This is a genomic window from Blastococcus sp. SYSU DS0619, assembly GCF_054051035.1.
Map to the genome: position 1 here is coordinate 276,796 of NZ_JBJHAM010000002.1, position 13,694 is coordinate 290,489.

General features: G+C 73.5%; 13 protein-coding genes. 5 read left to right on the forward strand and 8 right to left on the reverse strand.

Annotated elements, in window-relative coordinates; all coding sequences use genetic code 11:
* Positions 1–5: 5 nt before the first annotated feature.
* Genes ispF through ACI79T_RS03890 form a run of 3 tightly spaced genes read right to left on the reverse strand, consistent with a single transcriptional unit; the run spans position 6 to position 1,710 of the window.
* Entirely contained in the window at positions 6–518 is a 513-nt protein-coding gene (gene ispF, locus ACI79T_RS03880) for a 2-C-methyl-D-erythritol 2,4-cyclodiphosphate synthase (RefSeq protein WP_456608735.1), read from the reverse strand.
* Positions 515–1,189: a 2-C-methyl-D-erythritol 4-phosphate cytidylyltransferase gene (ispD, locus tag ACI79T_RS03885; RefSeq protein ID WP_456608736.1), complete on the reverse strand. Its 675-nt coding sequence runs from the start codon at positions 1,187–1,189 to the stop codon at positions 515–517. Before ispD ends, ispF begins: the two co-directional genes overlap by 4 nt.
* Before the next feature lie 38 nt (positions 1,190–1,227).
* The gene (locus ACI79T_RS03890) at positions 1,228–1,710 is read right to left on the reverse strand and encodes a CarD family transcriptional regulator (protein ID WP_456568578.1); all 483 of its coding nucleotides are present in this window, start codon (positions 1,708–1,710) and stop codon (positions 1,228–1,230) included.
* A 121-nt stretch (positions 1,711–1,831) separates the two neighbouring features.
* Between ACI79T_RS03890 and ACI79T_RS03895 the strand changes: the two genes are divergently transcribed.
* From ACI79T_RS03895 to disA, 4 genes are all read left to right on the forward strand, one after another.
* Positions 1,832–2,692: a UbiA family prenyltransferase gene (locus tag ACI79T_RS03895; RefSeq protein WP_456608737.1), complete on the forward strand. Its 861-nt coding sequence runs from the start codon at positions 1,832–1,834 to the stop codon at positions 2,690–2,692.
* A 148-nt stretch (positions 2,693–2,840) separates the two neighbouring features.
* On the forward strand, positions 2,841–3,467 hold the full coding sequence (locus ACI79T_RS03900) for a copper chaperone PCu(A)C (protein ID WP_456608738.1): 627 nt from the start codon (positions 2,841–2,843) through the stop codon (positions 3,465–3,467).
* 97 nt (positions 3,468–3,564) lie between these two features.
* Entirely contained in the window at positions 3,565–4,932 is a 1,368-nt protein-coding gene (radA, locus tag ACI79T_RS03905; protein WP_456608739.1) for a DNA repair protein RadA, read from the forward strand.
* 117 nt (positions 4,933–5,049) lie between these two features.
* A complete protein-coding gene (gene disA, locus ACI79T_RS03910; RefSeq protein WP_456608740.1) occupies positions 5,050–6,135 on the forward strand; it encodes a DNA integrity scanning diadenylate cyclase DisA in 1,086 nt (361 codons plus the stop codon).
* 28 nt (positions 6,136–6,163) lie between these two features.
* On the opposite strand, the gene ACI79T_RS03915 is transcribed toward disA, so the two are convergent.
* Positions 6,164–6,841, reverse strand: a complete 678-nt coding sequence (locus ACI79T_RS03915) for a MucR family transcriptional regulator (protein WP_456608741.1) — start codon at positions 6,839–6,841, stop codon at positions 6,164–6,166.
* 77 nt (positions 6,842–6,918) lie between these two features.
* Between ACI79T_RS03915 and ACI79T_RS03920 the strand changes: the two genes are divergently transcribed.
* Positions 6,919–7,815 carry an A/G-specific adenine glycosylase gene (locus ACI79T_RS03920; protein WP_456608742.1) on the forward strand — a complete coding sequence of 299 codons (897 nt, stop codon included), beginning with the start codon at positions 6,919–6,921 and terminating at the stop codon, positions 7,813–7,815.
* 185 nt (positions 7,816–8,000) lie between these two features.
* On the opposite strand, the gene ACI79T_RS03925 is transcribed toward ACI79T_RS03920, so the two are convergent.
* The 4 genes from ACI79T_RS03925 to ACI79T_RS03940 form a co-directional block, all read right to left on the reverse strand.
* On the reverse strand, positions 8,001–10,538 hold the full coding sequence (locus ACI79T_RS03925) for an ATP-dependent Clp protease ATP-binding subunit (protein WP_456608743.1): 2,538 nt from the start codon (positions 10,536–10,538) through the stop codon (positions 8,001–8,003).
* 305 nt (positions 10,539–10,843) lie between these two features.
* The gene (locus ACI79T_RS03930) at positions 10,844–11,197 is read right to left on the reverse strand and encodes a histone-like nucleoid-structuring protein Lsr2 (protein ID WP_456608744.1); all 354 of its coding nucleotides are present in this window, start codon (positions 11,195–11,197) and stop codon (positions 10,844–10,846) included.
* Between the two features lie 147 nt (positions 11,198–11,344).
* A complete protein-coding gene (gene lysX, locus ACI79T_RS03935; RefSeq protein ID WP_456608745.1) occupies positions 11,345–12,865 on the reverse strand; it encodes a bifunctional lysylphosphatidylglycerol synthetase/lysine--tRNA ligase LysX in 1,521 nt (506 codons plus the stop codon).
* Positions 12,866–12,876: 11 nt separating this feature from the next.
* Complete coding sequence (locus ACI79T_RS03940) at positions 12,877–13,683, reverse strand: type III pantothenate kinase (protein WP_456608746.1); 807 nt, start codon at positions 13,681–13,683, stop codon at positions 12,877–12,879.
* Between the last annotated feature and the right edge of the window lie 11 nt (positions 13,684–13,694).

Sequence of the window (13,694 nt, forward strand, 5' to 3'; positions counted from 1 at the left end):
GCCGGTCAGGGCTGCGCCGCCCGCACCGTCGCCTCCCCCGTCCGGACCACGAGGGCCGTGGCCACGGCGGCGCGCCCCTCCCCGCGGCCGGTGAGGCCGAGCCCGTCGGTGGTGGTGGCGGTCACGCTCACCGGGGCGCCGAGGGCTTCGGTGAGCACGCCCTCGGCCTCCGCGCGCCGCGGCCCCAGCTTCGGCGTCGTGGACACCAGCTGCACCGAGGCGTTGCCCACCCGCCAGCCCGCCGCGGCGAGCACCTCGCGGACGTGCGCGAGGACGTCGGCGCCGCGGGCGCCGGCCCAGCGGGGGTCGTCGGTGCCCAGCAGCCCGCCGATGTCCCCGAGGCCTGCGGCGGAGAGGACGGCGTCGGTGAGGGCGTGCGCCACGACGTCGCCGTCCGAGTGCCCGGCGCAGCCGTCGGCGCCGGGCCACTCCAGGCCGGCCAGCCAGCAGGGCCGGCCCGGCTCGATCGGGTGGACGTCGGTGCCGATGCCGACGCGCGGCAGCTCCGGGACGGTCATCGCCGCACCTGGAGTTCAGCCAGAGCCAGGTCGTGCACGACGGTGATCTTGGCGGCCCGCTCGTCCCCCGGGACGGTGCGCACCGGGATGCCGGCGGACCGGACGACCGCGGCGTCGTCCGTCAGCTCGGCCGCGACGTCCAGAGCGGCGTAGGCGGCGACCAGGGTGGCCCGGTCGAAGCCCTGCGGTGTCTGCACCCGGCGAAGCGGGGCGCGGGGCACCGCCGCGGTGACCAGTCCGTCGTCGTCGACCACCACCGTGGTGTCGACGACGGGGAGGACCGGCACGACCGCGGGTGCACCGGCGGCCAGGGCGTCGAGCACCCGGGCCACCGCCTCGGGCGGTGTCAGCGGGCGCGCGGCGTCGTGGACCAGCACGACGTCGGGTACGGCCCGGCCGGGACCGGTCAGGGCGGCCAGCCCGGCACGGACCGACGCGGTGCGGGTGTCGCCGCCGTCGACCAGCCGGACCGTCCCGGGGAGCGCGTCCGTGAAGGCGGCGCGCTCGGCGGGCGGCACGGTGACCACGACCTCGGCGACGCCACCGGCCAGCAGGCCCTCGACCGCCCAGGCGACCAGCGGGCGCCCGGCGAGCGGGACCAGCGCCTTCGGCCGGTCGGCGCCCAGACGCGAACCGCTCCCGGCCGCTGCGACGATGGCGACAGCGTGCACGGGAGCGGTTCGGTTCGTTCTGGGTGGGCGCGGAGCGCTCAGCTGGCGAGGACCTCGTCGAGCAGGATCTCGGCCTTGTCCTCGTTGGTGCCCTCGGCGAGCGCGAGCTCGCTCACCAGGATCTGGCGAGCCTTGGAGAGCATCCGCTTCTCGCCCGCGGAGAGCCCGCGGTCCTTGTCGCGACGCCACAGGTCGCGGACGACCTCGGCGACCTTGTTGACATCGCCCGAGGCGAGCTTCTCCAGGTTGGCCTTGTACCGACGCGACCAGTTGGTCGGCTCCTCGGTGTGGGGCGCCCGCAGGACCTCGAAGACCCGGTTGAGGCCCTCCTGACCGACGACGTCACGGACGCCCACGATCTCCGCGTTGTCGGCCGGCACACGCACGGTCAGGTCGCCCTGGGCGACCTTCAGCACGAGGTACGACTTCTCGACGCCCTTGATGGTGCGCTGCTCGATCGCCTCGATGAGCGCCGCGCCATGGTGCGGGTAGACAACGGTCTCGCCGACAGTGAAGCCCATGTGGATGTGACCCCTTTCGCTGCCCCAAGGTTAGCACGGCACACTGACCAACGGATCCGGCGCGGGCAGTAAATATGCAGGTCAGGGGCCTGGCCCGAGGCCTCGGAGGGGTTGACAGAGCGTGCTCGATGTGCCTGTGGGGGGCTCGCGACCGGGGGCCACCGCCCGCGCCCTGGCCCTCGCCACCCATCCCGGACCGGCGGTCGCGGTCACCACCGTGGCCACCCTCCTGGCGGTCGCCGCGGACGTCCCGGCCGGCCGGGCCGCGCTGCTCTGCGCCGCCGTCCTCGCAGGTCAGGCCTCCATCGGCTGGAGCAACGACTGGCTCGACGCCGACCGCGACCGGGCCGTCGCGCGGGCGGACAAGCCGGTCGTCCAGGGCGCCGTGACGCCCCGGCTGCTGCGCCGCGCGGCCCTCCTCGCGGCCGGGATCGCCGTCGTCCTGTCCCTCCTCCTCGGCGTCGTCCCCGGCCTTCTCCTCCTCCTCCTGGTCGCCAGCGGATGGGCCTACAACGCCGGCCTCAAGCGCACGGTGTGGTCCGGCGCCGGCTACGTGGTCGGGTTCGGCGCCCTGCCCGCGGGCGTGGTCGCCGCCGCGCCCGGGGGCGCAACGGCCCCGTGGTGGCTCGTCACCGCGGGCGCCGCCCTCGGCGCCGCGGCCCACCTGGCGAACGTCGCCCCCGACCTGGAGGACGACCTGGCCACCGGCGTCCGGGGGCTCCCCCACCGGCTGGGCGCGCGGGTGTCGGCCGTCTCCGGGGCGCTGCTGCTCGCCGGTGCGTCCCTGGTGCTCGTGCTCGGCCCCCCGGGCCCACCCACGGCCGCCGGCTGGGTCGCGCTCGCGCTGACCGCGCCGGCCGCCGTCGTGGCCGCGCTGTCGGGCGGCGCCCAGCGCTTCCGCCGGCTGGCCTTCCCCGCCGTCATGCTGCTGACCGTCCTCGACGTCGTCCTGCTGGTCAGCGGTGGGGCGAGCCTGGTCTGAGCCCCTGGCCCGACGGCACCCGCGAGCCGGGACGCGCGGCGCCGACTGCTCCCTGCGGGCGGGGCGGGAGGGCGACCGATACGCTCCAGGGGTCTCCGTGCCACCGATCCCGCGGTGGCCGGCACGGTCCTGCTGGAGGTCGACGGCTGTGAACCGCGCTCTGCGCGCCGCCACGATGGGCGTTCTGCTCCTTTCCCCGCTCGCGCTCTCCGCGTGCAGCGCGGGGCAGGTGACGCAGACGGCCACCCAGGAGCGCGACAAGGTGGGCGCGATGGCCGAGGTCGGCGACATCACGCTGCGCGCCGCGAACCTCGCCTACCCCGACGGCGGTGCCTACGAGGCCGGCGACGACGCCACCCTCGAACTGGCCATCGTGAACGGCGCCAACGAGGGCGACACGCTGACCGGCATCACCGGCGAGGGCTTCGGCGAAGCCGTCATCACGCCCGCCGGGGAAAGCACCGGCACCGGCACCTCCGGCTCCGACGAGCTGGAGATCCCGGCCCGTTCGGCGACGTTCGTCGGCGCCGACGACGGCCCCGAGATCACCCTGACCGACCTGGACGAGGCGCTGACCACCGGCCAGCGCCTCGAGCTGGTGCTCACCTTCGAGAACGCCGGCGAGGTCACCATCAGCACCCCCGTGGCGACCCCGGACGAGACCCTCGAGCGCGACGAGTCGTTCGACTTCCACCACGAGGAGGAAGGCGAGTCCGGCGGTGAGGCCAACCGCGAGGACACCGAGGTCGCCGGCGGCGGCAACCCCGAGAACTGACCGCCGCTCCCGTTCCACCCGACGGCGGCTCCCTCCGGGGGGCCGCCGTCGCGCGTCTCCCGGGGAAGTGTCGGCAGCGGCGGTTAGCGTCCACGGCGTGCCCGCCCCAGGAGTGAAGTCCGCTCGCCCCGCCCACCGCTGCACCGAGTGCGGCTACGCCTCCGCCAAGTGGGTCGGCCGCTGCCCCGAGTGCCAGGCCTGGGGCACGCTGCAGGAGGCCGGCGCCCCGGCGACCGGCCTCCGCGCCGTCTCCGCCGGCCAGGTGAGCGCCCCCGCCCGACCGATCGCCCAGGTCGAGTTGGCCGGGGCCCGCGCGGTCCCCACCGGCATCGCGGAGTTCGACCGCGTGCTGGGCGGCGGACTGGTCCCGGGCGCAGTGCTGCTCGTCGCCGGCGAACCCGGGGTCGGCAAGTCCACCCTGCTGCTGGAGGTCGCCCAGCGCGTCGCGGCCAGCAACGGCCCGGCCCTGGTCGTGTCCGGCGAGGAGTCCGCCGGCCAGGTGCGGTTGCGCGCCGAGCGGATCGGCGCCCTGCACGACCAGCTCTACCTGGCCGCGGAGACCGAGCTGTCCGCGGTCCTCGCCCACGTCGAGGCGGTCAACCCCTCGCTCCTGGTCCTCGACAGCGTCCAGACCGTCCGCTCCCCCGCCGTCGACGGCACCGACGGCGGGTCCACCCAGGTGCGCGCGGTGGCCTCCGCGCTGACCGGGGTGGCGAAGACCCGAGGGATGACCACGATCCTGGTCGGCCACGTGACCAAGGACGGCGCCATCGCCGGCCCGCGCACCCTCGAGCACCTGGTCGACGTCGTCATCTCCTTCGACGGCGAGCGGCACTCCACGCTGCGCATGGTGCGGGCGACCAAGAACCGGTTCGGCCCCGCCGACGAGATCGGCTGCTTCGAGATCGGTGACGCCGGCGTCGTCGGCGTCCCGGACCCGTCGGCCCTCTTCGTGTCCCGGCGGGCCGACCCGGTGCCCGGCAGCTGCGTCACCGTCACGCTGGAGGGCAGCCGCCCCCTGCTGGCCGAGGTACAGGCCCTGGTGGCGAGCACCGGCGGAGGCGGATCGCCGCGCCGCGCGGTCAGCGGGCTGGACTCCCAGCGGGTGGCCATGGTCAACGCCGTGGTGGAACGGCGAGGGCGCGTGAAGCTCGCCGACGCCGACGTGTTCGCGGCCTCGGTCGGCGGCGTGCGCATCGCCGAGCCGGCCGCCGACCTGGCCCTGGCGCTGGCGATCGCCTCGGCCGCCAAGGACACCCCGCTCCCCGCCGGCATGGTGGCCCTCGGCGAGGTGGGGCTGTCCGGGGAGATCCGCCGGGTGGGCGGCACCGGGCGCCGGCTGGCCGAGGCCGCCCGCCAGGGGTACCGGGTGGCGCTTGTCCCCCCGGACGCCGGCTCCGCGCCCGCCGGCATGCGGCTGATCGAGGTCCCCGACCTGGGGGCAGCCTTCCACCGACTGTTCTGAGCCCGTAGGGTTCCGTATCGGGAGGTCGTCCACGCGGGCGGCCACCCCGAGCATGTCCGGGCCCTCGCCCGGGCACGTAGACTCAGCTGCCGTACCACTCGACCGTCAGGAGCGCTCGTGCCCGCCGCTGTGGACCCCGAGATCGCCCTGCGCGAACTCCTCGGCCGCATCGCCCCTGGCACGGCGCTGCGCGACGGCCTCGAGCGCATCCTCGCCGGTCGCACCGGCGCCCTGATCGTGCTGGGCTACGACCGCGTGGTCGAGTCCCTGTGCACCGGCGGGTTCGCGCTCGACGTGGCCCTCTCCGCCACCCGGCTCCGCGAGCTGGCCAAGATGGACGGCGCGGTGATCGTCTCCTACGACGGCACCCGCATCGTGCGCGCCGGCGTGCACCTGATGCCCGACCCGACCGTCCCCACGGAGGAGTCGGGCACCCGCCACCGCACCGCGGAGCGGGTCGCCGTGCAGACCGGCTTCCCGGTCCTCTCGGTGAGCCAGTCCATGCACATCATCAGCGTCTACGTCGCCGGCCGGCGGTACACCCTCGAGCACCCGACGACGATCCTGGCCCGCGCCAACCAGGCCCTCGCGGCCCTGGAGCGCTACAAGCTGCGCCTCGACGAGGTCGCCAGCACCCTCTCCGCGCTCGAGATCGAGGACCTGGTCACCGTGCGCGACGCGATGAGCGTCAGCCAGCGGCTGGAGATGGTGCGGCGCATCGCCGACGAGATCGAGGGCTTCGTCGTCGAGCTCGGTACCGACGGGCGGCTGCTCGCCCTCCAGCTGGACGAGATGCTCGCCGGCGTCGAGGAGGACCGGGGCCTGCTGGTGCGCGACTACCTGCCGCCCACCGGCCGCCGTCCCCGCACCATCGACCAGGTGCTCACCGACCTGCGAGCCCTGACCGCGACCGAGCTGCTCGACCTCTCCGCCGTCGCCCGGTGCTACGGGCTGCCCACCTCGCCGGACGCGCTGGACTCTCCCGTGAGCCCGCGCGGCTACCGGCTGCTGGCCCGGGTGCCCCGGCTGCCCGCCGGCATCATCGACCGGCTCGTGGACCACTTCGGCGGCCTGCAGAAGCTGCTGGCTGCCACCATCGAGGACCTGCTGGCCGTGGAGGGCGTCGGGGAGGCCCGGGCCCGCGGCATCCGCGAGGGCCTGTCGCGGCTGGCCGAGACCTCGATCCTCGACCGCTACAGCTGACCGCGCCGCTCCGGAGAACGGGGCGTGGTCAGCCGAGGACGAGCGGGGCGTCGCCGGAGACCAGGGTGTCGAGCCGGCCGCGGAGCACATAGCTGCCCGGCGACGGCGTCACCCGCGGGGCGGCGCAGCCCGGCTCGCTCGTCAGCCCGCCCCAGACCACGGGGAAGACCACCGTCTCCCCCGGCGCGAGCGTGCGCTGGTCGCTGCTGCTCTCCGGGAAGCAGTCGTTGCTGCCCCACACCCGGGCACCGGCGGAGTCGGCCATCACCAGCTCCTGGAGCTGCTTGTCCAGCGCCCGGACGCAGGGCACCGCCGAGGTGTTGGTCACCGCCAGCTCGAACGTCGGCTTCTCGCCCACCGCCGCCTGCCCGGGGGTCCGCACCTCCAGGCCCAGCATGTCGTCGGTGCACGGGCCCCCGGGGGTGGGCCCGGCCGGCGTCTCGGGAGCCGGCGGGGGCGGAGGCGCGGTCACCGGCTCCGTCGAGGGCGGCCGTATCTGCGCCACAGGGGGGACGACCTGCTCGAGCGCCGGCAGCTCCGCCGGCTCGGTGACCGCGGTCGGCGTCGTGGGGGTCTCGCCGCCGTCCGTCACGAGGCGCACCACCAGCCAGGCCAGGCCGGCGAGAAGGACCAGCAGGACGGCCAGCACGGTCAACCGGCGGCGCCAGTAGACGGCTGCGGGGAGCGGACCGACCGGGTGCAACACGCCGGGAACGGTAGTGCGCCCGGTCCGGACTGGTCCGCTCGCCGCGCCGCGCCGTCCGCACGGCACACTGGACACCCGTGACCGGTCCGTCCTCCGCCGCCTCCACCACCGCCCCGGCAGGCGAGTCGATCGTGGACTGGTACGCGACGGCCGCGCGGGACCTCCCGTGGCGCACCGAGGGCATCGATCCCTGGGCCGTCCTGGTCAGCGAGGTGATGCTCCAGCAGACCCCCGTCGCGCGCGTGGAGCCCGTCTGGCGCTCCTGGATGCAGCGGTGGCCCACCCCCGCCGATCTGGCGGCCACGCCGCCGGCCGAGGTCATCCGGGCCTGGGGCAAGCTCGGCTACCCACGCCGGGCCCTGCGGCTGCGCGAGGCGGCCGTCGCCGTCGTCGAGCGGCACGGGGGCGTCGTCCCGGCCGACGTGGCGGCCCTGGAGGCGCTGCCAGGCATCGGGACCTACACCGCCCGAGCCGTGGCCTGCTTCGGCTACGGCCAGCGCCAGCCGGTGGTCGACACCAACGTCCGGCGCGTGGTGGCCCGGCTGGTGCACGGTCGCGCCGAGGCCGGGAACGCCCGGGCCGGCGATCTCGCGGACATCGCGGCCCTGACCCCGGAGGACGACGCCCGCGCCGTCCGGTTCTCCGTGGCGGTGATGGAGCTCGGAGCGCTGGTGTGCGTCGCCGGCACCCCGCGGTGCGGGGTGTGCCCCGTGCGCGACCGCTGCGCCTGGCGGCTGGCCGGGTCGCCCGCGCACGACGGACCGCGCCGCCGGGTGCAGAAGTTCGCCGGCACCGACCGCCAGGTGCGCGGCCGCCTGCTCGACGTCCTGCGCGCCGCGGCGGAGCCCGTGGACGCCGCGGCCCTGGAGCCGGCCTGGGACGACCCGGCGCAGCGCAGCCGCTGCCTGGACTCGCTGCTCACCGACGGCCTGGTCGAGCAGACACAGGACGGGAGATTCGCCCTTCCGACGTGAGGCGCCCTGCGAGGGTCGGCTTGCGGGGCGGGGCCGGAGGCTCCCCACGCAGGTCGACGAAAGGGCTCGACGCAGCCGGGGGTACGGCAACTGGCCGCGGTGCGATCCGGAGGATCGCCATGTCACGACGAAGGGGCCGCCCCCACCTCGCGGTGGGGACGGCCCCTGTCGTGCTGCCTACCGGATCACTCGGCCGCGGCCGCGGGACCTTCCTCGTCACCCTCGGCGCCCGAGAGGGCCACCGGCGGGGTGTCGGGCAGGTCGAGCGGCTTGGCCTCGCCGCGGAAGGTGAACTTCTGCGCGGGACCCTCGGCGTCGTCGACGTCGACCACGATGATCTGCCCGCTGGACAGCTCGCCGTAGAGGATCTTCTCGCTCAGCGCGTCCTCGATCTCGCGCTGGATGGTCCGGCGCAGCGGCCGGGCACCCAGCACGGGGTCGAACCCGCGGGACGCCAGCAGCTTCTTCGCCGCCGGGGTCACCTCGATGGCCATGTCCTTGTTCTTCAGCTGCGTCTCCAGGCGGCCGAGCATGAGGTCCACGATGTGGATGATCTCGTTCTCGGTCAGCTGGTGGAACACGACGATGTCGTCGATGCGGTTGAGGAACTCCGGCCGGAAGTGCTGCTTCAGCTCCTCGTTGACCTTGAGCTTCATCCGGTCGTAGTTCGACTGGTCGTCGTTCCCGGCCTGGAATCCGAGACCCACGGCCTTGGAGATGTCCCGCGTACCGAGGTTGGTCGTGAGGATCAGGATCGTGTTCTTGAAGTCCACGATCCGGCCCTGACCATCGGTGAGCCGGCCGTCCTCCAGCACCTGCAGCAGCGTGTTGAACACATCTGCGTGCGCCTTCTCGATCTCGTCGAAGAGGACCACCGAGAACGGCTTGCGCCGCACCTTCTCGGTCAGCTGACCACCCTCGTCGTAACCGACGTAACCGGGAGGGGCACCGACGAGGCGGGACACGGTGAACTTGTCGTGGAACTCACCCATGTCGATCTGGATGAGCGCGTCGTCCTCACCGAAGAGGAACTGCGCGAGCGCCTTGGCCAGCTCGGTCTTACCGACGCCCGAGGGGCCGGCGAAGATGAACGAGCCGCCGGGACGACGCGGGTCCTTGAGGCCCGCACGCGTGCGCCGGATCGCCTGGCTGACGCTCTTGATGGCCTCTTCCTGGCCGATGATCCGCTTGTGGAGCTCGTCCTCCATGCGGAGCAGACGCGTGGTCTCCTCCTCGGTGAGCTTGAAGACGGGGATACCGGTCCAGTTGGCCAGCACCTCGGCGATCTGCTCGTCGTCGACCTCGGCGACGACGTCCATGTCGCCGGCCTTCCACTGCTTCTCGCGCTCGGCCTTCTCGCCCAGCAGCTGCTTCTCGGTGTCGCGCAGCGACGCGGCCTTCTCGAAGTCCTGCGCGTCGATCGCCGACTCCTTCTCGCGGCGGACGGCCGCGATCTTGTCGTCGAACTCGCGCAGGTCCGGCGGCGCGGTCATCCGCTTGATCCGCATCCGGGCGCCGGCCTCGTCGATCAGGTCGATCGCCTTGTCCGGCAGGAAGCGGTCGGAGATGTACCGGTCGGCCAGCGTCGCCGCGGCCACGAGGGCGCTGTCGGTGATGCTGATCCGGTGGTGCGCCTCGTACCGGTCGCGCAGCCCCTTCAGGATCTCCACGGTGTGGGCGAGGGTCGGCTCGCTGACCTGGATGGGCTGGAAGCGGCGCTCGAGGGCGGCGTCCTTCTCCAGGTGCTTGCGGTACTCGTCCAGCGTGGTGGCACCGATGGTCTGCAGCTCACCGCGGGCGAGCATCGGCTTGAGGATGCTGGCGGCGTCGATCGCGCCCTCGGCGGCACCGGCCCCGACGAGGGTGTGGATCTCGTCGATGAACAGGATGATGTCGCCGCGGGTGCGGATCTCCTTCAGGACCTTCTTCAGCCGCTCCTCGAAGTCACCGCGGTAGCGGGAACCGGCGACGAGCGCGCCGAGGTCGAGGGTGTAGAGCTGCTTGTCCTTCAGCGTCTCGGGCACCTCGCCCTTGACGATGGCCTGCGCCAGCCCCTCGACGGCGGCGGTCTTGCCGACGCCGGGCTCGCCGATGAGGACCGGGTTGTTCTTCGTGCGGCGGGACAGCACCTGCATGACCCGCTCGATCTCCTTGGCCCGCCCGATGACCGGGTCGAGCTTCTGGTCGCGCGCGGCCTGGGTCAGGTTCCGGCCGAACTGGTCGAGGACCAGGGAGGTCGACGGCGTGCCCTCGGCGGGGCCGCCGGCCGCGGCCGGCTCCTTGCCCTGGTAGCCGGAGAGCAGCTGGATGACCTGCTGGCGGACGCGGTTGAGATCGGCGCCCAGCTTCACGAGGACCTGGGCGGCGACGCCCTCGCCCTCGCGGATCAGGCCGAGCAGGATGTGCTCGGTGCCGATGTAGTTGTGGCCGAGCTGGAGGGCCTCGCGGAGCGAGAGCTCGAGGACCTTCTTCGCCCGCGGCGTGAAGGGGATGTGACCGGACGGCGCCTGCTGGCCCTGCCCGATGATCTCCTCGACCTGCTGGCGGACGCCCTCGAGCGAGATGCCCAGGGACTCCAGGGCCTTGGCAGCGACGCCCTCACCCTCGTGGATCAAACCCAGGAGGATGTGCTCGGTGCCGATGTAGTTGTGGTTGAGCATCCGGGCCTCTTCCTGGGCCAGGACGACGACTCGGCGGGCTCGGTCGGTGAACCGTTCGAACATCTGCTGCTTCTCCTCTGACCGGCTGGTCCGGCACTGCCCTTCCCGTGCTGGGAAGGAGCACCCGACGTCCGTCGGCGCGCGGGGGCACCGGTCTTTCCACTGTAGTCGCGGACCACGTCGCTCCGTCGTCGTACGGCGGTGCGGTGGATGGCTGCCCGGTGCAACGGCCCCCACGCGGGTGGTGTTCCGCCCCCGTTACGCCGTGAGCGGACGACGGCGTGCCGCCCCCGGTAACGCCGACGGCCCGGCTCCCTGGACAGGGAACCGGGCCGACCGCCGAGCACGTCGGCGTGCTCACACCTCGATCAGTGCGCGGCCTCGTAGGCCTCGACGACGCTGGCGGGGATGCGACCGCGGTCGCTGACCGCGTGGCCGTTCTTGCGGGCCCAGTCGCGGATGGCGCCGGCCTGCTCGCGGTCCATGCGACCGCCGCCACCGGTGGCCCGGGACCGGCCACCGCCGGAGGCCCGGCCCGCGCCACGGCCGACCTTGCGGGCCGCCGAGACGTACCGGGCGAACGCGTCACGCATCTCCTGGGCGTTCTTCTCCGCCAGGTCGATCTCGTACGAGGTGCCGTCGAGCGAGAAGCTCACGGTCTCGTCGGCCGGGAGATTCTCGTCGAGGTCGTCGCTCAGTATGACCTGGACCTTGCGCGCCATTCGTTCCTCGCTATTCGCTACGGCCCGGAAGCCGGACGGAAATTGACACCCGACGGGTGCGAGGACCATTAGAGCACAAGCAACTGCTTTTCCGTAATGGCGGGAGCGGTCGCGCCCTTTCGGATGACACCGGAGATGCGGCACCAATCAGGAACTGATTGGGCGAACCAACGGGAACAGGATCGTCTCCCGAATTCCGAGACCGGTCAGCGTCATCATGAGCCGGTCCATCCCCATGCCCATACCGCCGGTCGGCGGCATTCCGTACTCGAGGGCCTCCAGGAAGTCCTCGTCGAGCGCCATCGCCTCCGGGTCACCGGCCGCGGCCAGCGCGGCCTGCGCGGTGAACCGCTCCCGCTGCACCACCGGGTCGACCAGCTCCGAGTAGGCGGTGGCCCGCTCGATCCCGCCGATGTAGAGGTCCCACTTCTCGGCCACGCCCGGCGCCGAGCGGTGCGCCCGGGTGAGCGGCGAGGTGTCCACCGGGTAGTCGATGACGAAGGTCGGCGCCTCCAGCGTGTGCTGGACCAGGGCCTCGAAGAGCTCCTCGACGAGCTTGCCGTGGATCCACGCCGGGTCGACACCGACGTCGTGCTGCTCGGCCAGCTGCCGGAGCCGCTCGATCGGCGTCTCCGGGGAGATCTCCTCCCCCAGGGCGTCCGACACCGCCGTGTACAGCGGGATCTGCGGCCACTCCCCGGACAGGTCCACTTCGGTCCCGTCGTGGTGTCGGGCCACGTGGTCGCCGAAGAGCGCCGCAGAGCACTCCTGGATCAGCTCCCGGGTGACCGTCGCCATCACCTGGTAGTCGGCGTAGGCCTGGTAGGCCTCGAGCATCGCGAACTCCGGCGAGTGCGAGCTGTCGGCGCCCTCGTTGCGGAAGTTCCGGTTGATCTCGAAGACGCGGTCCAGGCCGCCGACGATGCACCGCTTGAGGAACAGCTCCGGCGCGATGCGCAGGTAGAGGTCGAGGTCGAAGGCGTTCATGTGGGTGCGGAACGGCCGGGCCGCCGCTCCCCCGTGCACCGTCTGCAGCATCGGCGTCTCGACCTCGAGGTAGCCACGCGAGCCGAGGCCGGCGCGCAGGGTCGACATCACGGTCGCGCGCTGGCGCACCGTGCGCCGGGCCTCGTCGCGCACGATGAGGTCGACGTAGCGACGGCGGACCCGCAGCTCCTCGCTCATCGGCTTGTGCGCCACCGGCAGCGGCCGCAGCGACTTGGCGGTCAGCTGCCAGGAGTCGGCGAACACCGAGAGCTCGCCGCGGCGGGACGTCCCGATCTCGCCCTCGACGAAGACGTGGTCACCGAGGTCGACGTCGGACTTCCAGGCGGCCAGCGCCTCCTCCCCCACGCGGTCGCGGGAGAGCATCACCTGCAGCTCGGCGTCGCCCTCGCGCAGGGTGGCGAAGCACAGCTTGCCGGTGTTGCGGTAGAAGATCACCCGGCCGGTGACCCCGGCCCGCTCGCCGGTCATCGTGTCCGGCTCGAGGTCGGGGTGGGCGGCGCGGATGTCGGCGAGCGTCGTCGTGCGGGGCACGCTCACCGGATAGGGGTCGACGCCCGAGTCGCGCAGCCGGTCGAGCTTGGCCCGGCGGACCCGCATCTGCTCCGGCAGCTCCTCGCCGCCGTCGTCGCCGCCCGTCCCGTTCGGTCCTTCGTCGGTCACGGGAGCCCAGCCTACGGGGCACCCGCCCGCCGCTCGGCGGCCTGCTGCCGCTGGAAGGCCAGCCGCAGCCCGTGCACGGTCAGGTCGGGTTCGCGCGCCTGGATCGACCGGCAGCTGTCGACGAGCAGCGGGGCCAGCCCACCGGTGGCGACGACGACGGGCGCGGTGCCGAACTGGCTGACGATCTCCGCCGCGATCCGGGCGACCAGCCCGTCGACCAGGCCGGCGAAGCCGAGCACCAGCCCGGACTGCAGGGCGGCCACGGTGTTCTTGCCGATCGCCTGCGGCGGGCAGCTCAGCTCGACCGAGCGCAGCTGTGCGGCCCGGCTGGCCAGCGCGTCCCGGCTCACCTCGACGCCCGGGGCGAGGGCGCCACCGAGGAACTGGCCGTCGGGGCCGACGGCGTCGACGTTGGTGGAGGTCCCGAAGTCGACGACGACGACCGGACGACGGCCGCCGTCGGGGGCCCGGCCGAACATCTCCGCGGCCGCCAGGGCCGTGACGACGCGGTCGGCCCCCACCTCCCGCGGGTTGTCCACGTGCAGCGGGACGCCGGTGCGCACACCGGGGCCGATCAGCACCACCGGCACCTCGAGGGAGTCCAGCAGCTGCCGCAGCGCCGGCAGCAGCGCGGGAACCGTGGAGCAGGCGGCGACTCCCGTCACCTCGGTGTCGCGCAGGAGCCCGCGCCACAGCATGCGCAGCTCGTCGGCGGTGGCCCGCGGCGCGGTGGTCACCCGCCAGGACCCCACCCGCCGGTCGCCGTCGAAGGTGGCGAGGACGGTCTGGCTGTTGCCGACGTCGACGGTCAGCAGCACGGCAGTACCCG

Bases quoted from the DNA above. Each gene is read 5' to 3' on its own strand.
- ispF (WP_456608735.1), bottom strand. From the start codon at position 518: ATGACCGTCCCGGAGCTGCCGCGCGTCGGCATCGGCACCGACGTCCAC.
- ACI79T_RS03890 (WP_456568578.1), bottom strand. From the start codon at position 1,710: ATGGGCTTCACTGTCGGCGAGACCGTTGTCTACCCGCACCATGGCGCG.
- ACI79T_RS03925 (WP_456608743.1), bottom strand. From the start codon at position 10,538: ATGTTCGAACGGTTCACCGACCGAGCCCGCCGAGTCGTCGTCCTGGCC.
- ACI79T_RS03930 (WP_456608744.1), bottom strand. From the start codon at position 11,197: ATGGCGCGCAAGGTCCAGGTCATACTGAGCGACGACCTCGACGAGAAT.